Source organism: Streptomyces sp. NPDC043876 (assembly GCF_056435825.1).
In genome coordinates, this window is sequence record NZ_JBWKDV010000012.1 from 38,589 (window position 1) to 59,497 (window position 20,909).

At 68.7% G+C, this 20,909-nt stretch carries 20 protein-coding genes; 5 read left to right on the forward strand and 15 right to left on the reverse strand.

The window, feature by feature from the left end; genetic code table 11:
• Nucleotides 1-198: 198 nt before the first annotated feature.
• The 6 genes from AC0693_RS31265 to AC0693_RS31290 all read right to left on the reverse strand — a co-directional run bounded on the left by AC0693_RS31265 (nt 199) and on the right by AC0693_RS31290 (nt 3,375).
• Nucleotides 199-573, reverse strand: a complete 375-nt coding sequence (locus tag AC0693_RS31265; RefSeq protein WP_478803561.1) for a fic family toxin-antitoxin system, toxin component — start codon at nt 571-573, stop codon at nt 199-201.
• Between the two features lie 14 nt (nt 574-587).
• Nucleotides 588-809 (reverse strand): hypothetical protein, encoded by a 222-nt coding sequence (locus AC0693_RS31270; RefSeq protein WP_478803562.1) that lies wholly within the window; start codon nt 807-809, stop codon nt 588-590.
• 130 nt (nt 810-939) lie between these two features.
• Nucleotides 940-1,191: a WhiB family transcriptional regulator gene (locus tag AC0693_RS31275; RefSeq protein WP_478803563.1), complete on the reverse strand. Its 252-nt coding sequence runs from the start codon at nt 1,189-1,191 to the stop codon at nt 940-942.
• Nucleotides 1,188-1,352, reverse strand: a complete 165-nt coding sequence (locus AC0693_RS31280; RefSeq protein WP_478803564.1) for a hypothetical protein — start codon at nt 1,350-1,352, stop codon at nt 1,188-1,190. Before AC0693_RS31280 ends, AC0693_RS31275 begins: the two co-directional genes overlap by 4 nt.
• Nucleotides 1,349-2,020, reverse strand: a complete 672-nt coding sequence (locus AC0693_RS31285) for a DciA family protein (RefSeq protein WP_478803565.1) — start codon at nt 2,018-2,020, stop codon at nt 1,349-1,351. The genes AC0693_RS31280 and AC0693_RS31285 overlap by 4 nt, the downstream gene beginning before the upstream one ends.
• Nucleotides 2,017-3,375 (reverse strand): hypothetical protein, encoded by a 1,359-nt coding sequence (locus AC0693_RS31290; RefSeq protein ID WP_478803566.1) that lies wholly within the window; start codon nt 3,373-3,375, stop codon nt 2,017-2,019. Before AC0693_RS31290 ends, AC0693_RS31285 begins: the two co-directional genes overlap by 4 nt.
• 1,086 nt (nt 3,376-4,461) lie before the next feature.
• Between AC0693_RS31290 and AC0693_RS31295 the strand changes: the two genes are divergently transcribed.
• Entirely contained in the window at nt 4,462-5,361 is a 900-nt protein-coding gene (locus AC0693_RS31295; RefSeq protein WP_478803567.1) for a helix-turn-helix domain-containing protein, read from the forward strand.
• 6 nt (nt 5,362-5,367) lie between these two features.
• Here the strand turns inward: AC0693_RS31295 and AC0693_RS31300 are convergent, their stop codons facing one another.
• The 3 genes from AC0693_RS31300 to AC0693_RS31310 are packed head-to-tail and all read right to left on the reverse strand — an operon-like array spanning nt 5,368 to nt 7,631.
• Nucleotides 5,368-5,823: an NUDIX domain-containing protein gene (locus AC0693_RS31300; RefSeq protein WP_478803568.1), complete on the reverse strand. Its 456-nt coding sequence runs from the start codon at nt 5,821-5,823 to the stop codon at nt 5,368-5,370.
• Nucleotides 5,824-5,868: 45 nt separating this feature from the next.
• Nucleotides 5,869-7,140, reverse strand: coding sequence for an MAB_1171c family putative transporter (locus tag AC0693_RS31305; RefSeq protein ID WP_478803569.1), 1,272 nt, complete (start codon nt 7,138-7,140; stop codon nt 5,869-5,871).
• The gene (locus AC0693_RS31310; protein ID WP_478803570.1) at nt 7,137-7,631 is read right to left on the reverse strand and encodes a hypothetical protein; all 495 of its coding nucleotides are present in this window, start codon (nt 7,629-7,631) and stop codon (nt 7,137-7,139) included. The genes AC0693_RS31305 and AC0693_RS31310 overlap by 4 nt, the downstream gene beginning before the upstream one ends.
• Nucleotides 7,632-7,930: 299 nt before the next feature.
• Between AC0693_RS31310 and AC0693_RS31315 the strand changes: the two genes are divergently transcribed.
• The 4 genes from AC0693_RS31315 (at nt 7,931) to AC0693_RS31330 (ending at nt 12,002) form a co-directional block, all read left to right on the forward strand.
• Nucleotides 7,931-8,686 carry a helix-turn-helix domain-containing protein gene (locus tag AC0693_RS31315; RefSeq protein ID WP_478803571.1) on the forward strand — a complete coding sequence of 252 codons (756 nt, stop codon included), beginning with the start codon at nt 7,931-7,933 and terminating at the stop codon, nt 8,684-8,686.
• 194 nt (nt 8,687-8,880) lie between these two features.
• On the forward strand, nt 8,881-9,420 hold the full coding sequence (locus AC0693_RS31320) for a toxin (RefSeq protein WP_478803572.1): 540 nt from the start codon (nt 8,881-8,883) through the stop codon (nt 9,418-9,420).
• Nucleotides 9,421-9,423: 3 nt separating this feature from the next.
• Nucleotides 9,424-10,755, forward strand: coding sequence for an MAB_1171c family putative transporter (locus AC0693_RS31325; protein ID WP_478803573.1), 1,332 nt, complete (start codon nt 9,424-9,426; stop codon nt 10,753-10,755).
• Between the two features lie 2 nt (nt 10,756-10,757).
• The gene (locus tag AC0693_RS31330; protein WP_478803574.1) at nt 10,758-12,002 is read left to right on the forward strand and encodes a cytochrome P450 family protein; all 1,245 of its coding nucleotides are present in this window, start codon (nt 10,758-10,760) and stop codon (nt 12,000-12,002) included.
• Nucleotides 12,003-12,505: 503 nt separating this feature from the next.
• Here AC0693_RS31330 and AC0693_RS31335 read toward each other — a convergent pair.
• The 6 genes from AC0693_RS31335 to AC0693_RS31360 all read right to left on the reverse strand — a co-directional run bounded on the left by AC0693_RS31335 (nt 12,506) and on the right by AC0693_RS31360 (nt 20,693).
• Nucleotides 12,506-13,792 (reverse strand): UDP-glucose dehydrogenase family protein, encoded by a 1,287-nt coding sequence (locus AC0693_RS31335; RefSeq protein ID WP_478803575.1) that lies wholly within the window; start codon nt 13,790-13,792, stop codon nt 12,506-12,508.
• Between the two features lie 135 nt (nt 13,793-13,927).
• Nucleotides 13,928-15,484: a glycosyltransferase family 4 protein gene (locus AC0693_RS31340; protein WP_478803576.1), complete on the reverse strand. Its 1,557-nt coding sequence runs from the start codon at nt 15,482-15,484 to the stop codon at nt 13,928-13,930.
• A 32-nt stretch (nt 15,485-15,516) separates the two neighbouring features.
• Nucleotides 15,517-16,980: a Gfo/Idh/MocA family oxidoreductase gene (locus AC0693_RS31345; protein ID WP_478803577.1), complete on the reverse strand. Its 1,464-nt coding sequence runs from the start codon at nt 16,978-16,980 to the stop codon at nt 15,517-15,519.
• Nucleotides 16,981-17,070: 90 nt separating this feature from the next.
• On the reverse strand, nt 17,071-18,411 hold the full coding sequence (locus AC0693_RS31350) for a putative PEP-binding protein (protein ID WP_478803578.1): 1,341 nt from the start codon (nt 18,409-18,411) through the stop codon (nt 17,071-17,073).
• 1 nt (nt 18,412) lies between these two features.
• Nucleotides 18,413-19,756: a UDP-glucose dehydrogenase family protein gene (locus AC0693_RS31355; RefSeq protein ID WP_478803579.1), complete on the reverse strand. Its 1,344-nt coding sequence runs from the start codon at nt 19,754-19,756 to the stop codon at nt 18,413-18,415.
• A gap of 94 nt (nt 19,757-19,850) precedes the next feature.
• Complete coding sequence (locus AC0693_RS31360; protein WP_478803580.1) at nt 19,851-20,693, reverse strand: class I SAM-dependent methyltransferase; 843 nt, start codon at nt 20,691-20,693, stop codon at nt 19,851-19,853.
• Nucleotides 20,694-20,909: the final 216 nt, after the last annotated feature.

Below are 20,909 nucleotides of genomic sequence, written 5' to 3' on the forward strand. Positions count from 1 at the left end.
TGAGCTGGGGGCCGTGTCCGTCGGGCACACCGCTACGGGGACGTTCGGCTGAGCACTCGGCAAATCCGGATGAGCGGCACGCCACCGGCACGAACGCCGCCGCTGACCCGGTCGGTCTGCGGCGGCGTTCGTGGGGGCGGGGACGTGAGACTGCCGGTTCGATCTCACGGCCGGTCTTGTGAGTCCGGCGCGGATACCTCAGCTGGTCCAGGCCGTGAGCGCCGCCTCGACGGCCCACACGTCCAGACTTCCGTCGCGGATTCCGGCGACGAGTGACTCGGCATCGGAGCTGGTGACCTTGGCCGACCTGCCGCTGGCGTGGAGGAAGCCAGCGGCAACGCTCAGTCCGAACAGGGCGTTGCTGTGCTCCAGGGCCGGAACTTGGACCAGGCAGTGAAGGAGGGCTGCGGCCCGCTGTTCGGGGGTCGTGTACGCCGGGTCGTGGTCCATGATGGTGGCCGCGTGCCGGGCTTCCGCTGCCGTGAGGGCCCCCCAGTCGGTGACAGCTGGCTCTCCGGGAAGCAGGGATTGGGCGATCTCAAGCATCCAGATGCGGTCAACGGTCAGCTGCACGTTCGGTCTCCGGGTCAGGCGGCGTCGCGGGCCGCGGCCGTAGCTTCAGCGGTGCCCTCGGCGAGGTCGAGGTGTTCGGCGATGAACAGGCGGGCGCCGGCCAGGAAGGCGGCGTGCTGCTGATCGGCGGCAAGGCGACGGCCGGCGTACTCCTCCGCGGGAACACCGGCGTCCGCGGCGTTCCGTTCCAGGAGGCTTTGGACGTCGTCGGAAAGAGTGATGCGGAGCTCGGCCATGCGTTCACGGTAGCCGTGGCACGCGGGTGCAGGAAAGGCGTTCTCCGGATCCGGCTGGTGGCACTGGAGGGTTGGCTACTGCCACCAGCACGAAAGTCACGGCACCGTGCGTCCCAGCGTGACTCGGTGATCAGTTCTTGCGGATCTTTTTGCCCCACCCGGTCGGGACGAAGCCGGCGGCCACTCGCTCGTCGTTCGTCTCTCCGCCCCAGGTGCCCCAGAGTCGGTTCTGCCGAGCACTGGTCTTGCAGGCGGTGCTGATGGGGCAGGCGGCGCAGATTTGCTTGGCCCTGTCGCTCCACTTCGTGAGCTGGAAGACCTCCGGGTCCGTTTTGGCGCAGGGGATGATCAGATCGTCTCGGTGCGGCAGTTCCAGGTTCATCGCAGGCCGCCCCGGATCACCAGGAGCGCGGCGAGGCGCAGGTAGCCGTCACGCTCGCGAAAGAGCTCGTCGAGTTCAGCGTCGGTGATGTGCGACGCGCTCGGCCGGCGGGAAGCAGGGACTCCGTCCCGCTGGGGCACGGGGTGACTGGGGTTGTTCATCGTGAGGTGTCCGTCTCGGTGCGGCGGTGGTGTGTGGCGGGCCGGTCTGTGCTCGGCGCGGATGCTGCCTTGTGCGCCGCCCAGACCTGCTGGTGGATCTGAAGAGCGCGGTGGAAGCCTGGTGGTGCGTCCTCCCGGACTCGGATGCGTGCGTGCGGGTGCTCCGCGGGTGCCGGCTGACGCAGGGCGGCGGGCTCAGAGTTCCTGGTGGGGGTTCGATAGGGCCTGCTGCCGACGCCGAGGATGCTGATGTCGCGGACGGAGTCCGGTCCGAGGGCGTCGTTGATCTTCTTGATGAGGCCGGTCTTGATGAGGCCGGCTTGGGTGAGCCAGGCGCCCGAGTCGGGCCGGATCTCCAGGAGGCGGGTGTCTTTGTCGTACGCCACGGCTTCCAGGTGTGCTGCGACGGCGGGACCGACGATGGACGCCCAGTTGGTCAGCACCTCGCCTCCTCGCTTGCCTGTCTCCCAGCCGTATTCGGCCTGGACCTGGAGCAGGATCCATTCCAGGCCCGCGGGTTCGCGCCGGTCCCGCCCAGAGGAGGTGGCCTTCGGCCTGTGGCGCTGCTTGGCGGTGCTGGTCGCCCCCTGCCTTCGGGCAGTGGCGCGCGCGGCGCTGAGGGCCTGGCGGGCGAGGTCGATTCCGACGACCTGTTCGGACTGGCTCACGCTGCCCTCCAGCTGTGCAGGAACACGCGGCCGGCGGCTGCCAGGCGCTGCACCCGGGTGACGAGTTCGTTGGTGTAGAGGCGCCGCGCGTACGGCTCGCCGCAGGCCTCGATGGTGGTGGTGATCAGCGACGGGTCCTGCAGCGCGGCTGCGCGGAGTTCGCCCACCTGGGCGGGAGTCAGCTGGCTCAGGTCGACCAGCTCGGCGCCGACGGTCGAAGGGGTGGCGGTTGCCTCTTCGGCTTCCTGGCTCCGGGAGGGACGGCACAGCTGGTCGAAGGCAGTCTCGACGGCCCGGGCGATCGAAGCACTGCGGGGGGCGTTCCAGCGGCTGTCCCATTCGGCGTGCCGTGCCTTGGTGGCCTTGTTGCTGTCGCGCCACCATTCGACGATCGCCTGGCGCCGGGCGGGGGTGTCGTAGAGCTTGTGGGCGCCGCGGAGGCGGTCGGCGAGGAACCCGCTGGGGCGGTGGACGGTACGGGCGGGGTCCTGCTGGGCAAGGACGGCGATGACTTCTTCGACCGTCCAGCCGGCATCGGCGACGTGGCGCACGATCCATGCGATTCGGGGGGCGCTGGCGCGGGCAAGCCAGGGGACCTGCTGGGTGAGTTCGCGGGCGAGTTGGTGACGGCGGCCGACGGTGTTGAGGCGGCGGCCCGCGACGGATCGTTTCTTCGAGGGGGTGGTGGTGCGCTTCCCGTTGTCGAGCTTCGCTTCAGAGGGAAGCGAGTTAGAACCGGTGGAAGAAGACGTTGAGGAACCACCCACCATTGGGGTGCAACGGCGTGTGGCGGAGCGACGGGTTCCGGTGCAGCTGCTGCGGCGGCGTCGGACCTTGCGCTGGGCATCGGTTCCGAGGCGGGCGAGGACGGGCCGGCCGTGATCGGAGACCCCGGTGATGGCCCGGATGTACTTGTCGGACGCGCAGGTCCGTAGCCCCAGGGTCTGGTCGAAGGCCGGGGGGATGGTGCATACGAACTCGCTGGCGTGGTTCTGGCCGCCGCGCAGCCGGGTGCCCTTGGCCACGTAGGTCAGCAGTCCGCTCTCGCGCAGAAGCCCGAGGTGGTACTTCACGGTGCGCGCGGAGACCTTGAGCTTGCGCACGAGGTAGGCCACCCCGGGGCGGCACGGCTCGAGGCGTGCGAGCTCCTGGGCAACGAGCAGGGTGGTGGTGTTGAGCTGGCGGGGACCGTGAGTGCGGGCGCTGCTGAAGCCAGCGAAGCGGTGAACCCAGTGGACCGCCTGCATCCACGAGTACGCCCCGTTGGCGATGCGCCCGACGGTCGACGCGATCCACTGTCCGTGCGGTTCGACGGAGAGGGCGCGCGGATCGGGGCTGGATGGGGATGTGCTCAACTCGGGGTCCTTACGGGACTTTCAGGGCAGCACAACGGGAGCCCGTGACGGACGGGCTGTAGGAGTGCCGTGAAGGTGTGGGTGGGTGTCGCAGCTGGGCGGCGGCTAAGCGGCGATCAAGACGAGCTGTACGCAGGACGGGGCGCCGGGCCTGCTAGAAAGAGGCCGGTATTGGCGCCGCGCGCGCGGGTGCCGGGCTGCCGAGATGGAGAGAGCCAATTGCTGGGGCGGTCCGTTGACTGCGCGCTGGTCCTGCCGGCGTGTAGTACAGAGCGTGGCCGGACGGGGTGGCTCGAGACGTGTGTGCAGGCGAGCCGCCGTCGGCTTCTGCGGACGGGGCAGCGCGACGCCTCGATGGGGCCGCGCCGGGGTGCGTCCCACGACAGGAACGACGGCAGGATTCTTCGCTTCCTCTGCGCAAACGCCGACCAGGCGGGCGATCTCAACCGTACCGAGGCGAGTGGCCTCGTTCACGCGAGTGGGATGGACGCCAGCGGTGAGCATCTCCATGGCCACCAGCTCCCGCTGGGCGAAATCATGGTCGATCAGCGGCCAGATCCGAGGCTGGGCCCGCGTCGGAGAGTTTGAAGGAGCGGGCTCGGGGGCCGCAGGGACGACGCTGAGCTCGAACAGCTGGCCTTCGATCCCGCCGCCGACCGGCTGGGAGAGCGGGGAAGACGACTTCCGTTGGGCTCGGCGCCCTACATGGACCGCTGGCCTCGGTTCGGTGGGCGCCTGCGATGCGCACAATCCCCGCCCCGGGCGGACCCAGTGGTTGCTTCGGGACGCGTTGCGTCCTGCCTTCTTGATGTCCTCCGTGTTTGCTGACATCGGGTTCCCCCTCCCAGAATGCTGCTGGACACGACTGTTCGTGAGTGGCCAGTGGTCATGGCAGCTCAAGTCCTGCTGGCTGGCACCTCCCGGTGCGGGCTTGTGGCAACGACCTAAGGCATGCCAAAAGAGACCCTCATGCCAGAGTCTGACCACCACGGTCACTGGGATGAAGTTATCCTCAATCGACGGACCCAATCAAGTCGCTAGAGTGAGGGCTTCCCTCAATCAAGCACCAAAGCCGCAGGAGAACCCATGCCCGATCGCCGCTTCGACGGAAGCCACGTGCGCAGGGCTCGCCGAGCAGCCGACCTCACCCAGTCCCAGCTGGCTGCGGCCCTGGGTGTCTCAGATACTTCTGAAGCCAACTGGGAGGCCGGGCGGGCAGCGCCGGCGCCGGAGAAGTTTCCGAAGATCGCCGCCCTGCTCGGTGTCGGCCTGGATGCCCTGTTCCCTCGCGAGGGGCTACGTGATCTGAGGGACCTTCGATGTGACGCTGGGCTTTCCCAGAAGGACACCGAGGCGATTCTCCGGACGCGAAGCGCCAGCCCCCTACGCAAGGCGGAAGGCGGGAAGCGACGGCTGTCCGATCACTATGTCCCCTTGTTGGCCAAGGCATACGGTGTCTCCGTGCCGGTCCTGCTGGCCGCTCAGGAGCGTTCATTCGGGAATGCCGTCCCTGACCCCAGCACCCCGACGGCACCTCCCGCGCAGGTGAGCGCCGAGCCGGCCTCCGGTGTGCCCCACACCATCGCCGAGCGGATCGCATATCTGCTTGAACTCGGTGAACCTGGCGAGCAGCCAGACGACGCCGGGCTCGCTGCACGTGGAAACTCCACGGCTGGCCGGCCGGTACTCACGGCCGACTTGGTGGCTGCTCTTCGTTCAGGCACGCAGACCAGCGCCTCGACTGAACAGCTCGAGGCGCTGGCCGTTGCCCTGGACGCTCCTCCGGCGTTCCTGGCGAGTGAGGACGAATCAGTTCACCGCATCGTCAGCGCAGCACGCCTGCTCACCAGTGGTTTTTCGGGAATGGCAGCACGAGGCGACGGCGACGCGCTCACACCGCAGATGCTCGACTTCATCAATGAAACGGTGGCGCGGATCAAGTCCGACCTGCCCAAGGACCCGGGCAGCGGGGGCCGACCCGAGTAGGACGCCCTACATCGACACCTCGACGAACTGGAAGCGCTGTTCCTCGCGGGCAACGAGCGTCGCCTTCCAAGCGGCCAGCGCGTGCGGGGGGATCAGCTCCGCATCAAGTTCAGCAGGCTCGACGAAGCGGAACTCGCCGAGTTCGTCTTCCTGGAGCCGGATGGACGCCTTCTGCTCAGGTGAAAGCGTGGGCGCGTCGAATACGTAGTACGCGTGTCCGTCGCCGCCCGTCTGCACATATGCGTGGACAAGCAGGTCCCCGATCGGCAGATCGAGACCAAGCTCTTCGCGGAGTTCACGGGCGAGGGCCACACGGGGCAGTTCCCGAGCGTTGACGCGGCCGCCGGGGAGGTTCCACCTCGGCTTGTAGAGAGGGTTCACGATCAGGACGCGGCCCTCGGAGTCGGTGACGATGGCTGCGGCCGAGGCACCTATGCGGGTGTGGGTCTCCGTCATTTCCATGGTGTGCTCCTGTGCATCAGCGGGGTGCGGTGGACAAGGCCCGGGTCAGGCCCGCTGGCCTTCCTCTGCGAGAAGGGCAACCACCGCGTAGGGGGTGACTTCGGTGTAGGCGGCTGCCACGCTGAGCAGCCAGGCTCCCTCCGCGGCGAGGCTTTCACAGCGGTCGGACGGGAAGGCGACGGGCTGGCCCGCCGGGCGGTCGGCAGCAGCCAGCGCAGCTCGGATCCACAGCGCCTGGGCGCGTGCCTCCTGGATCGTGGGATCGCCGCCATCGCGCTCGGCCGTCTGCAGGGCTTGGATGTAAAGGTCTTCGGGAGCGCGGCGGCGCAGCTCCAGAATCGCGTCCTGGATCTCGGTGATGTACCGGCCGAGCCGGAACGCCGGAGACATGCCACCGAAGAGCACGTCGCGAGCTGTGTTCACCGGGGCAACCAGACGGCTGCCCGGCAGGAGGCGGCTGGGAGGCACGGCGACCAGGTCTGGGTTGACCAACGCGAGGTCGCGCCACAGCGGGTGCAGCTTGACGGTCTTGACGAGGACCTCGTAGCGGTTCCTCGCCGCCTGAGTTGCCGGAACGACGACGCCGATACCCCAGAGGAGGAAGCAGCTATACAGCAGGATGTCGGTGACGACCTCCTGAACTGCAGCGTGGGCGTTGGAGACCGGGTGTACAGCAGCCAGCACGCTATAGATGATCCGGACAGCCGCGTACAGGGCTCCAATGATCATGCCCGTGGTCATCAACCACAGCCCTGCACGTAGTGCGGTCCCACGGGCAGCGGTTGCCTTGCTTCCCCACTGGTAGGCACACAAGCCGATCACCGTTCCGGAGAACGCATAAAACAGCCCCATGTACACAGCCAAAGCAGGCTCACCAGTGTGGCGCTCCAAGAACTCCGGCGCCGTGGGCACTTCGGTTCGGTGGAGCCCCAGAAGAAAGACCGCGGCCATGGCGATTGAGACAGCACCGCCGACGATGCTGGCATGGCGGTGCGCTCCTGCGGTGATACGGATCCGACGGCCGGCAACGCCGCCGGTCCGGACCTCGGCGGCGTCGACCGCTGTGACGTAGCGAAACAGAGATCCCAGCGCGGCCACCGTGAGAAGGTGCTTGAGCAGCGTGGCGAGATCGAAGATGCCGACGTGGTTGACGAGCCACTTACCGGAGTCGGTACGCATCAGCCAGGCGAGAGACATGGCGGTCAGGGTGCCCCAGAGCGATCTCTCGCGGGCACGGCCTTGCAGCGCCGCCGGAGCCCTCCAGGCGGCCTGCAGCAGCAGAATCCCCGCGATGACATACGAGATTGCATCCGTCATGGGCGTCTCCTGCTTGGGTACATAAGTGATTCGGCGAGGGAGCGGAGCACTGCGTCATCCGGCTCGATCATGAGTTCGGCGGTGTATGCCTGATGCTGAATCAAGTCAGCGACTGTCTCGGCGCGAACTTCCCGATGGGTCCCGTACCGACGGCGCGCTGCCGCTTGCTCACTGTTGACCAGCTTTTCGATCAGCGCGGGTGAGAAGGCTCCGAGGAGCTCGGCGGCCTCCTCGCCAGTGACACCGTCGGCGTCGTCGCACCAGAGATGGCCCAGTTCATGGAGGATGATCTTCTCCTGGTGGAACCTGCTGGTGCTGTGGGGGTAGAAGATCAAGTCGAACTGGCCGCTCTCCTGCTTCATCCAGAGACCGCACAGCGACGAGCCGGCAAGGAGCTGGTCCGGAACCGGGATCAAATGGATGCTCCGCCCGCGCTCGGCCTCGATGGCGGCGATGAGGCCCTCGAGCGAGAAGGGCTCCGGCACCGGCATGGCATCGACGATCTGCTGAGCTTCCCTGCGAACCGCTCGATGGCTTGGTACTGCTGGCTTGCTTGAGCGGCGAAGCCTCCAGCGCATGTTCTGGTCCTACCCCCCGGTTGCCGCTGGACAAGTCCGGACCAGCTCCCGGAGGATGGTCCATCAAGCCAGCTTGACTTACAGGCCCGACCATAGGCGGACGGAACGTCAGCCTGTCAAGCGGCTTAGAGGGCAGCCTAGCTGGGGTGATCGAATGTCAAACGCACTAGAGTTATGCGCGGTATACGTGCAAGACCCGGCCGAGGAGAGTAGTGATCAGCAGGATGGGTGAGGCGCCTTCCCGCCGGGGAACGCTCGCTGAGCGTCTCAAGTGGCTCATGGACAACAGGCATCCGGACGGATCCGGGCCTAGCAACGCCGACGAGGTCGCGGACCGCAGTAGGGACATAGCGGCTCAACTCGGGGGACCGACTGTGAGCCACCAGACGGTGCACAACATCAAGGGCGAGAAGGTCTCGAACCCCGGACTCGACACACTTGTAGCCCTGGCCAGCGTGTTCAAGGTCACGGTGGGATACCTCCTCGGTGAGACTGACTTGCCCTCCAAGGAACAGAAGAGCGCTCCCGGGCCGCAGGCCGACGGGGCCCTCTCGGCCCGTCCATCCGCCGTAAGCCTGGCAGCCCGACTCACCCATCTCTTCGACGTCGTGCACCCGCGAGGGCGCGGGCCCTACACCGACGAGGAGGTCGCCCAGGCCGTCTCGGCTCGCGGATCTGACATCTCGGCAAGTCGCGTGGCTGCACTGCGCGCCGGCACTTGGGACGACCCGACCAGCAAGCAACTGCAGGGTCTCGCCGAGGTTTTTGGCGTGCCGGTTCCCTACTTCTTCGATGACGGCGTCGCTGCCAAGGTCTCTGATGACCTCACCCTGCTCAACGCCTTCAAGGAAGCGGGGGCCCGAAAGGTCGCATTGCGGGCTGTCGCTGAACTGGATGAGGACGCACTCACTGCACTCGTGCCGGTCATCGAACACCTCGGAAGGGCCGGCAAGCGGCAGCGCATGTGACCTGCCCTGCGTTTCGCCTCGGGCGGCGGCCGACAGCCGCCTGAGCGTGACCAGCCAAAACAGGCTGATATAGGCTCCTGTCCCGCTCATCCGGACGTAAGCGCTCAGGTGGCCGTTCTCATTCGGATGACTTCGGGGGCTCAGTGGAATTCGTACGTTGGCAGGGCACTGCCGAACAGGTGGGGGAAGCGGGGATGGACAACAGGACGCTGCTGAACTACTGCCGAAAGGTGGTTCGCCAGCTCGAGATTCCAGCCCCCTACGACGTGAACGAGGTGTGCGATCTCATCGAGCAGAGGAGAGGCAGGCCGCTCTCGGTTTTGCCGATGGCCATCCCCGTCTACGAGGGGAGTCCCTCCGGGCTGTGGGTAGAGACCGACGACTGCGACTACATCCTCTACCAAGCGAACACCACACGGGCACACCAGGAGCACATCGTGGCCCACGAGATCGGGCACATGCTCCTCGACCACCGATCCTTGCCCTCCGATCAGGACGAGGTTTCGCAACTGCTCATGCCGAACCTCGATCCGGCCCTGGTCCGCACGGTCCTGGCCCGTACCTCGTATCTCGATCTTGAGGAGCAGCAGGCCGAGGTCGTGGCCTCCCTCCTTCCCATGCAGGCCGGCCAATCCCAGCGCCGCCAGGCCGCCCGGGAAGTGCCCGCCGGTGTGGCGAACCTCGTGGATCACCTTGAGCGCTCCTTGCTGGCGCGCAGCGGACGAAGGATCTGAGTAGTGCTCCAGAACGTCGTCTACGCGATCCTCGCGCTCATCACGTGGTCCGCCTTCGCCTACAAGTTCAGAGACCTCATGAAGGACTGGACCAATCGCGAGCTCCGGCTGCTGTGTCTGGCCATCGGAACCTTTGCGTCGCCCTTCGTCACGGCTTCACCATGGCTGTACGTGCGCATCGACTCCGCGCTCGACTATCCGAACATTGCGACGCTGATCACCTACGTCGCAGTGGCTGTCTGTCTGGCCTCATTCGTCGCCCTGCTCGTCAGCTGGTCGTCTGCCCAGTCCAAGATCCGGCTGCGCCATCGGGTGATCGTCGCTTATTCGGTGACAACGATCATCTGCATGATCGTTTTGTTTTTCCTCGGCGACGTATCTGAAGCTGAACGCCCGATCGACTTCGATGTCTTCTACGCCCGGACGCCGTACATCACCGGCTTCCTTCTCGTGTACTTCACCCTGTTCACCGTCAGCATGACCGGCCTCGTCCGACTGTGCTGGAGGTACGCAAAGGCCGTTGACGCGCCGTGGCTGTGCCGCGGGCTGCGCACGGTCACCGTCGGCGCCGGCTTCGGGCTCGGGTACTCCGTGCTCAAAACCTCCTCGCTGGTGTGGGGGCTCTTCGGCGACTCCCCTCTCGCCGTGGCCAGCAATGACATCGCCCCGATGTCGGCCAGCGTGGCCGCTGCCGCCTTCTCCATCGGATTCACCATGCCTGCATGGGGTGTCGGCCTCAGCAGGGGACGGGAGTTCACTGCGGACTACCGTGCCTACCGACAGCTCTATCCGCTGTGGCGGGACATGACCCGCGCCTTCCCCGAGATCGTGCTCCTGGCCCCGGCGCCCCGGCAGACACGCTGGACGATCCGCACCCTGCCCCGGCTTCTCCGCCGCCAGGTTCTTGAGGTCCGTGACGGTGGCCTCGCCCTGCGCCCACACGACGACGCCGAAGTCGAGCACACCGCGCGGGACCTGCGTCTGCTCCGGCACCGCCAGGTGGTGGAGATCCGCGACGGCCAGCTGTCCCTCCGGCCGCACTACGACAGCGAGGTCGCCGAAACCGCGCGCGCACTCGGCGAAGCTCAAGGTCTCACTGGAGACGACCTCGAGGCAGTCGTTGAAGCCGCCCAGATCGCCGCTGCCCTTCATGCCCGGGCCACCGGATCCGACCAGGGCACTTCACAGCCGCTGCTCCCTCACGATCCCGCGGGCGGTGACATCCTGCGAGAGGCCGACTGGCTGACCCGCGTGGCGGAGGCGTACCGCAAGTCCCCCGTCGTAGCCACTGTCGTGGCTACCACCCAGCGCGCCAGCGCCGCGGCGGCGGCCTGACCATGGACATCTTCAACGACGAGCTGATCGCCGACCCGCATGGCCGGTACTCACAGCTGCGGGCCGTAGGCCAGGTTCACCAGACCACCACCCCGGACGGCGAACCCGTATGGGTCGTCACCCGCTACGGGGACGTCCGCGAAGCCCTCGCCGACCCCAGACTGTCCCTGAACAAGGTCAACGCCCGCACCAGCGGTGAGTACACCTCGTCCATGCCGCCCGAGCTCGACGCCCACCTGCTCAACATGGACGCGCCCGACCACACGCGACTGCGGCGTCTGGTCTCCAAAGCATTCACCCCACGGCATTTGGAGAGCCTGCGAGAACGCATCCAGGCGATCACCAACGACCTGCTCGACGCAGCCGACGGTCCGAGCGTCGACCTCATCGAGGCACTCGCCAACCCGTTGCCCATGGAAGTCATCTGCGAGCTGCTGGGCATCCCCGATGAAGGGCGCCGTGACTTCCGCGCGTGGACCAGCTCCCTGATGTCCCCAGAGCCTGGCGCCGCCGCCGACTCACGGGAAGCGATGCGCAGCATGTACCGCTACCTCGTCGCCATGATCGCCGACAAGCGCCGCCGCCCGACCGATGACCTCCTCAGCGCCATGATCGAGGCCCGTGATGAGGACGACAGCCTGAGCGAGCCCGAGCTCGTCGCCATGACGTTCCTCCTGCTCTTCGCCGGCTACGACAACGGCGTCAACCTCATCGCCAACGCCGTCTTGGCCCTGCTTCTCCACCCCGAGCAGATGACCGCCGTTCGCGCCGGCACCACACCGCTCCGCGCGGTCGTCGAAGAAGCGCTGCGCTGGAACCCGCCCTTCCCACTGGGCGTACGACGGTTTGCCCTCGAAGACCTCACCATCGGCGGAGTCTCCATCCCCGCCGGCGGCCGCGTCTGGGTCTCCCTCATATCCGCCAACCGCGACGAGCAGCAGTTCCCCCAAGCCAACCAGTTCGACCCCTCCCGCCCCTATGGCGGCCACCTCGCCTTCGGCCACGGAATTCACTATTGCCTTGGCGCACCACTGGCCCGCCTCGAAGCCGAAATTGCCCTCGCAAGCCTCCTCGCACGCCGCAACCGCATCGAGCTGGCGGTCCCGGTCAGCGCGTTGGAGTGGTGGCCTTCCTTCCATAAACGTGGACTGCGTCGCCTGCCGGTTTTCTGGCAGGCAGCAGCGGGCGCTGACCTGACCACGAGATCGCTGGGCGGCATCCACGTGCAGGGCCCGGCGCCTCGCTAGTCTGCTCTGTCGAAGGAGCGCGCTGACGTCCTCCGGGTCTGCGATGACCGATCCGCTCAACGCCTCGCGAAGCCTACCGGCCAGGGTTGACTTGGTGGCCCTGGCGCAACTGTGCGTCGGCCCGCCGGGTGAGGTAGAGGGCGCGGGTGCGTACCGCGCCGCCGTCGCCCCGGGCGGCGGCCGCGAAGGTGGCTAGCGCGTCGCCCGGGCGGCCAATTGCCAGTTGGGTGGAGGCGCGCGAGCCCTGGAACTTGCAAGGTCCGAGCGCACCAGAACGAAGCGTTCCGCCCCAGGCGTAGATGCCGCAGTTCGCCGTGCCCGTTGGATCCTGCTTCGGCGAAGGGGTGGAGGGTGATTGACAGCATCCGGTCTACGTAGTGAGCGGAAGGCGCACAGGGAGACGCTCTCAGGATCTTGCAGGCAGGGTGCTAACCGGGTACCGCCTGAACGATGCCCGGTTTACCTTCGTTCCGTGCGGCGCCCGTCCGTGGACCGGCCCCGGCTTACGGGCGGCCGACAGAGGTGTACCGGAACCCGATCTCGCGCAGGCGGGCCGGGTCGAGGAGGTTGCGGCCGTCGAACATGACCGGGGTACGCATCAGGCTGTGCGCCTCGGTCCAGTCGAGCTCGGCGAGTTCGGGCCATTCGGTAACGATCACCGCTGCGTCCACGCCCTCGAGGGCCTGCTGAGGGGTTGCGAAGCGGGTCACCGAGTCCCAGGGTTCCCCGGAGGCGGGGCGGGCCAGCGGGTCCCAGGAGCGTACCTGTGCGCCTTCGGCGAGCAGGCGGCTGGCGAGGACGGTGGAGGGAGCTTCGCGCATGTCGTCGGTGCCGGGCTTGAAGGCCATGCCCAGGAGGGCGATGTACTTGCCGGCGAGGTCGCCGAGCTCGTCCTTGAGGTGCTGGACCGCGCGGCGCTTCTGGATGTTGTTGACGTTGATGACTGCGGTGAGCAGCTGGGGGTGGAAGCCGGTGTTGGAGGCCATCTGGCGCAGGGCTTCGCTGTCCTTGGGGAAGCAGGAGCCGCCCCAGCCGATCCCCGGTCGCAGGAAGTGAGCGCCGAGCCGGTGGTCCATGCCGACGGCCCCGAGGACTTCGCTAACGTCGGCGCCGGTGTTTTCGCAGAGAGTAGCGATCTCGTTGGCGAAGCTGATCTTCGTGGCGAGGAGCGCGTTGGAGGCGAGCTTGACCATCTCGGCCGATTTGACGTCCATGGTGGCCACGGGGGCGTTGATGCCGGTGTGGAGGGCGGCGACGAGGGCGCCGGCGGTGGCGTCGTCCTGGCCGATGACGATCCGGTCCGGGGACATGAAGTCGGTGACAGCCCGCCCCTCGGCGGTGAACTCGGGGTTGGAGACGTATCCGACGTGGGACAGGCCGTTCTCGTCCAGCAAGACGCGGGCGCGGGCGCCGGTGCCGACGGGGACGGTGGACTTCATCACGACGGCGCGCAGATCCTGGGCGTTGGTCAGGGAGCGGATGACGGCCCAGACGCGGGTGAGGTCGGCGTCGCCGGAGGCCGAGGGCGGCGTGTCCACGCACACGTAGGCGACCTCGGCGCCGACGAGGGCCTCGTTGAGGTCCTCGGTGAAGGTGAGGCGCTCCTTGTTGCGGGCGATCATCTCGCCAAGGCCCGGTTCGTGGATGGGGACGTCCCCGGCGCGCAGGATGCGGACGCGTTCGGGGTTGATGTCGCGGACCGTGACGTGGTGGCCGAGCTCGGCGAGGCACGCGCCGGTCACCAGGCCGATGTATCCGGCGCCGAATACCGCGATGCCTCGCTCTGCCATGGTCTACCCATTCTCTTCGTGCCGGGTCAGGCGGATTGTCGGACTGCCCGGGTGCCGCTCTGATGACGGGCGACACCCTACTCGGCGGGGTTCACCCGGGTGGAATCACCGCGTTTCGTCGGGATGCCGGGCGGTTCACGACCGGTCGGCGAGGACGCGGTCGTAGATGTCGAGGTAGCGGGGCGTAAGGGAGCGCCAGGAGTAGTGGTCGTGCGCGAATCGGCGGGCGGCCTTGCCGCGGCGGGCGAGCTCGGCGGGGCCTGCCAGTGCCTGCTCGATGGTGGTGACGAGGTCGGGAAGGTCGCCGGGGGAAGGGAGCCAGCCGGTCGCGTGGGGGCCGCGGGTGGTGACGTAGCCGAGGGGGCCGCCACTGGCGGAGGCTATGACGGGGGTGCCGGAGGCCATCGCTTCGAGGTAGATCAGGCCGAAGGGCTCGTCGACGGAGGGGGCGGTGAGGAGGTCGGAGCAGTGTAGGCCGTCGATGAGGTCGCTGTGGGGGCGCCAGCCGGCGAAGAAGACGTCGTCGGTGATGCCCAGGGCGCGGGCGAGGGTGTGGGGGTGGGTGCCCTCCCATTCGCCGGGATGGCCTCCCAGGATCAGCAGCGCGGGGCTGACTTGCGCGCGGTCGCGCAGGACGGCCATGGCCTCCAGCAGGAGGTTGAGGTGTTTGAAGGCGAGGAAGCGGCCCATCCACAGCAGGAGCGGGCGTCGGCGGCCCTGGTCATCGTGGAGGATACGGCGGACGTCGGCGGTGGTGTAACGGATGCTGCCAGGGGCTTCTCCGGGCGCCCAGCCCTGGGGGTCGTCGACGAGCCACCGGGTGAGGATCTTGTGGCGATCGGTGTCGTCGAAGGCCGCGGGCGGGGCGAAGCGTTCGGTGTCGACGCCGTTGGGTACGACGTCGATTCGGCTGTCGGAGATCTCGCCCAGCGACTGGGCCAGAACGCGGTCCTGTTCGGAGATGACCACTATCCGGTCGCTGGTTCGGGCGTAGGCGCGCAGGCGGTCTACCCAGTGCTGGGCGTGGGTCCAGCTCTGCCAGCGGTCGGTGAGCAGGGCCTGGGCCTCGTCAAGGTCGGGGGTACCGGCGGTCTGGGTGATGCGCCGCAGGGCGGCCCGGGGGGCCTGGCGGTATTGCTGGCCGAGGGCGGCGAGGGACAGGCCGAGGGCGTTGGCGAGCCGGAGGCGGCGTTGGGCGTTAGCGAGGAACTTCAGCTCCGTGCCGTGCAGGGTGGTGACCACCGGCAAGCCGCCGCTGCGGGCGATGCCGTGCAGGGGCGTGAGGTGGTGCAGGTGCAGGACCCCGGCCTTCCCTGCCTGGTGGGCGGTCAGGTGGCGGCGCCAGTACGCCTCGATGGCGTCGGCGGTGTGCGGGGCGACGGCTGCGAAGACCCGGTCGGGAGCGCCGGTGCGGTCCTCGTAGCTGGGGTGCAGGGGCACAGCTTGGGCAAGGGCGTCCTGGCCGTGCGCGTGGGCGGCGGCGGCCGGGTTGTAGTCGGAGACCGTCAGCGGCAGGCCGTCGTAGAAGGTCGAGGCGTGGGAGTAGGCACCCCGCTGCCCGAGGGAGCCAGCGAAGATGCGCGCTGCGCGGCCGGCGGCGATTGTCTGCTCGGTGAGGTTCTTGACGACGAGGGAGGACCCGCCGCGCGGGTAGAAGAGGATGCCGTGGTCCACGGCCGGGTCAGTGCTCATTGAGGTGTCCTTCGAGTGCTGGGACTGCGGTATCAGCGCGGGATGTCGATGAGGACTGACGGGATGGCGTCCTGATGGCCGGCGGTGTCAGCCTCGTGGCGGGCGGCGATCAGCCGGTACATACCGGCGTAGATCCGCTGGGTGAGGCTCTGGCCTTCGAGGTGGGTCATGCGGCGGGCGATCCTCTCGTCCGGGGTGCATCCCGCTGCGAGGCGCAGGAACTCAGCTGTCATGGCCTTCGGGGTGACCTTGCTCGCGCTGTGCGCGTTCTCATACACCGTGTCGGCGTGGCGGCCGCCAGACGGGTCGATCAGGGGGTTGCGGCGGTGTTCGAGCCGTATGCGGTAGCGGTCGCCGACGATGTCGTTCTTGCTGACGCGGACGTGCTGCAGGGGGCCCTGGTGGAGGTCGATGACGAACTGGGACATGCGGCCCTTCTCCCGGAAGGGCAGGTGGCCGGCGCGGTCGGCCTCGAGGGCGCCGACCTGGCGGTGGGAGTAGCTGTTGGAGGTGAAGGAGTAGGCGAGGTAGCCGTGGGCGCGGCCGGCGTCGTCGAGGAGTTCGAGGGTGAAGGCGAAGTCCATCTCGGCGAGCCCGGTCCGCCGGTCCACGCCGCCGGAGCTGGTGGGAGCCGGGCTGGTCTGCGAGAGGGAGCGCAGGAGGGCTTCGAGGGGGCGGTTCTGGCCGGTGTCGAGGTAGTCGCGCACGCGCCTGACGAAGTGGTTGGTGATGCGGAGGGTGGTCACGGGGCCTTGGGCGAGGCTCAGGTACCAGGCGATGAGGTCGATGTAGTGGTAGCTGGAGAAGGTCAGCGCGCCGACGCCGCTGGTATAGCCGTGGGCGTTGCCGAGGGCGTACTCCTCCGGGAGGCGGAAGTGACCTCCGGTCACGTTGACGGTGCCGATGGTCAGCGGCTGACCGTGTTCCTCGTAGACCTCGGTGATGAGGCGGGAGGAATCGACGAACGCGTCGTTGGCCCGCCGGCGCATGGGCAGGGCGAACAGATGCCCCGGGCGGTCGCGGTGGGCCTTGAGGAGGGTGTCGAACTGGGTGTCGAGGGTGGCGGCGGCGTGGACGTCCCAGGCGGCGTCCGCGACGGCGAGGATCGGCTTGTCGCACAGGACGTGGATGCCGCGGCGGGTCGCCCAGTGCAGGTAGGGGTAGTGGGCGACGGGGTCGCAGGCGACGATCGCGACGTCGAACGGCTGGAGGGCGTGCGCGGCGTCCAGGCGGCTCTCCAGGTCCTCGCTGCTCTCTTTGGGGCGGGGTTGGATCCACTGGGGGCGGTCCCAGCGCAGGAGGTCCATCAGGGCGGGCATGTGGTACAGCAGGTTCTTGTCGTAGGGGTCGCGCGGGTCACAGATGGCGCTGACCCGGACGGGGAACCCTTGGTGCTGCAGGTCGAGGATGGCTGGGACGTGGTTCTCGGTGGCGGCCCAGTGGCCGCAGCCGCCGATCAGCAGGACGTTGATCGGGCGGGGGCTGCTCGAGGGCATGGCGAGGCGACCCTTCCGGTCGGATGTCGGGAGCGGGCCCGGGGCACGGCTGATGCCCCGGGCCAGTGAGAGGGATGGGACTCCGCCAGCTCAGAGGGCCAGGCGGGCGGTGACGTGCTCGGTGAGGTGGCCGGTGCCGCCGATGTTGAGGGCCTGGTGCCGGATCGTGCGGCGCGCCTGGTCATCGAGGCGGGACAAGGCTTCGTGGACGGCGGGAATCGCCGCCATCGTGACGGTCAGGCCGGTGATGCCGAGCGAGGCCAGGACAACGGCGCCCACGGGGCTGGCCGCGAGCCCTCCGCAGGCGGTGACCGGCATGGCGGCTGCTGCGGCGGCGTCGGTGACCTGGGCGACGGTGCGGTTCACCGCGACGTGCAGCGGGTCGATGTCGTGGGCCAGGGCCGGGTTGGTGCGGGAAGTCGCCAGGAGGTACTGGGTCAGGTCGTTGGTGCCGATGCTGAGGAAGTCGACGTGCTCGGCGAAGAGGTCGACGGTCAGGGCGCAGGCGGGTACTTCCACCATCACGCCCAAGGGCACCTTCGGCGCCCCCAGCTCGCTGCGGATGTCCTCGGCGATCGTCGCGGCGCGGGTGAACTCCTCGACGGTGGTGACCATCGGGAACATGATCCGCACGCGCGCGCCGTCCGCGGCCGCCCGGTACAGCGCCCGCAGCTGCGGGATCAGGAGGTCCTGCGGGCGGGCCAGGGCCAGACGCAGACCGCGCACGCCGAGGAAGGAGTTGTCTTCCTGCGGCAGGTTGAGTGCGGGCACCGGCTTGTCGCCGCCGATGTCCAGGGTCCGAACGGTGATCTCCGCGTCCCCAACGGCCCGGGCCAGTTCGGTGTAGGCGCGGAAGTGGGCGTCCTCGTCGGTGATCTCGCTTTCGTGCCCCAGGAAGAGGAGCTCGGTCGCCAGCAGCCCGATCCCGCTCGCGGCGCTGCGCGCGAACTCGGCGGCCTGTGCCGGTTTCACGAACGTCGTGGACAGTGTGACCCCACCTGCGACCGGGCCCGCGGCCAGTGCGCGCTCGCGCCTCAGCCGGTCCCGCTCCGCGTGCTCGCGCTCCCGGATCCTCGCCGACTCCAGGTCCGCACCGTGCAGGCCAGCATGCAGGAGGCCGCCGTCGCCGTCGAGCGCGCACACCGTGCCCGATGCCACGGTCAGCACCGCAGGGCCGGCGGCGACGACGGCCGGGATGCCCAGGTTGTGGGCCACCTGCACGGTGTGGGAGGTGGGGCCTCCGCCTGCTGTGCAGAATCCGGCCACCAGGGCCAGGTCCAGCCCGGCAGTGTCGGCTGGCGTTAGGTCGTCAGCGACCAGGACGTAGCGGCTCTGCGGCGCCGGGTCACCCAGCGCGTGGATCGGAGCGACGACCCATCCCCGGCTCCCGCTCACCCCGCGATGCGTCGTGACGTGTCCGAACGCGGTCATGTCAGACCTCCTGGGCGAGGGTGTGCCGGAAGACGCCGAGTGTCTGGTGGTCCCAGCCGGCGGCCCGCCAGCGGGCGGCGTCGAGGCAGCGGCGGGCGTCGATCACGGTCCGGGTGGTGCTGTCGGTGAGCGATGCCGGGTCCAGCGCGGAGTAGCGCGGCCAGTCGGTGGCCACGACCAGCACACCCGCACCGACAAGCGCCTCGGCGGGCGAGTCGACCACCGTCAGCCCCGGGTGCTGGCGGCGCACCAGATCATTCACGCTGGGGTCGTGCACCTTCACCTGCGCCCCCGCGCGGTGCAACCGCAGGGCGACGTCCAGGGCGGGGGAGTCGCTGATGTCGCCAACGGACGGCTTGAACGAGGCACCCCAGAGCGCGACGACCGCGCCGTCCAGACCGCCGGACAGGACCGCGCCCGCATGCCCGACGGCGAGCACCCGGCGCCCGGTGTTGACCCGGTCCACAGTGGACAGGAACCCAGCCGCGGCGACCGCGCCCAGGTCCTCGGCACGGTCGGCGAAGGCCCGGATGTCCTTGCCCAGACACGAGCCGCCCCAGCCCAGGCCGGCCGTCAGCCCGAACTGGCCGATCCTCGGGTCCAGCGCCATCGCGCGGGAGACGATCCCGAAGTCCGCGCCCGCGGCCTGGCAGACGTCGTCCACGAGGTTCGCGAACGACATCTTCGTCGACAAGAACGCGTTCGAGGCCGCCTTGGTCAGGTCCGCGGTCATGAAGTCGGTGCTCAGCAGCTCCACCCCGGCCTCCAGCCAGCCGCCCCACACCCGGCGGACGACCCCCTCCACCACCGGCCGGTCGGCGTCCGAGGAACCGAGAACGAGCCGCGCGGGGTGCAGCGTCGTCTCCATCGACAGCGCCTCCCGCAGGAAGTCCGGGCTCCAGCCCACCCGCACAGCCACCCCCGCAGGCGCCTCCTCCGCCGCCAGAGCAGCCAGCCGCGCACCGGCCCCCACCGGCACCGTCGACTTCCCGATCACCACCGCGTCCCGCGTCAGCCGACGGGAAATACCGACGATGGCCTCCTCGACCGCCCCGAGGTCCATCGTCTGCGCGCCCTCGCGCTGCGGCGTCGGCACCGCCAGGAAGAAGACATCCCCGTGGGCCACCGCCTCGTCGTAGGAATCGGTGAACCGCAGCCGACCCGCCTCACTGTGCTTGGCGATGTAGTCCGTGACACCAGGCTCGTCGAACGGGCAACGCCCAGCCATCAGCGCCGCCAGCGTCTCGGGGTTGATGTCGACGCCCAGGACGTCGTGCCCCAGCTCGGCCAGGGCGGTCATGTAGGGCACGCCCAAGCGGCCCATGCCGATCACGATGACCTTCATCCAGCTCTCCCATGTGAACCCGCGACCAAACGCGGGAGGTGTTGGCCGCGGTGCGATCCGGATCAGGCACGCACCGCGAAGGACGGGGTGGTTCTCAGGCGGCGTCGCCCGGACGGCGGCCGATGATCACCGCGGCCTGGAGGTCGGTGGTGAAGACGCCTTCGGGGCAGGCGGCCGTCAGCGTCCCGCGCATGTCCTCCTCGAAGGCTGCCTGCCGCTCGCCCAGCGTCGCCGCCGAGGAGTACGCGTAAGTGCGCTGCAGGCCGACCAATTCGTCCAGGGAGTAGATCCGCTGGTAGTCCACGCGCAGGACGGACACCTGGCTGAACGCGGACCGGCGCAGGACCTCCTCGTGGCCACCGGCCGGCTCCACATAGGCACCGCCCGGTCCCGCGAGGTTGGCCGAGCCCAGCCAGCGCAGCCGCAGCTGCTCCAGGAGCGGATGCCACCACTCGCGCTGTGTGCCGGGCGCCCGATAGCCGACGACCGCGACGAACCCGCCCGGCCGGACGGCCTGCTCGAGGGCGGCCAGGACTCGGGGCCGGTCCATCCAGTGGAAGGAGTCAGCGACGGTGGCCCCGTCGAAGAGGCCGCCGTCCTCCGTCAGGGTCGCCACCTCGGTGGCGTCGGCCTCCTTCCAGGTGACCGACCGGATGCCGCGGGTCTTTGCCCAGTCCTGGCCCGCGGCCAGCATCTCCGGCGAGACGTCGACCCCTGTCACGCAGATGCCGCGCTCGGCCAGGTCCAGCGCCAGGGTCCCGGGCCCGCACCCCAGGTCCAGGACCCGGGACTGCTCGGCCGTCCCGCTGAACTGATGGGCGAGGTAGTCGACGACGGCCGGGGTGTGGCGACGGCGGTAGGCCACGTACGACGTACCGCACGAGGCGAAGATCCCCGCGGCGTTGTCGTACCGAGGGGGTTGAACGTTCTGTCTCACCAAGACCTCCGAGGCTGGCCGCAGATGCCGGGCGCGGAGCGTGAACCGGCGGGAGACCCAGGAAACCGTCGGGGCCGGTCTGCGGGGAGGCACACAGAGGGGGCACACAAATCGCAGACCGCCGGTCCCTGTCAGCCCCGGCGGATAGGCTCGGCAGTTCGGACCGGCGTGAACACTGCCGCCGGGGACACCACCGTCAAGAGGGGTCCGTATGCC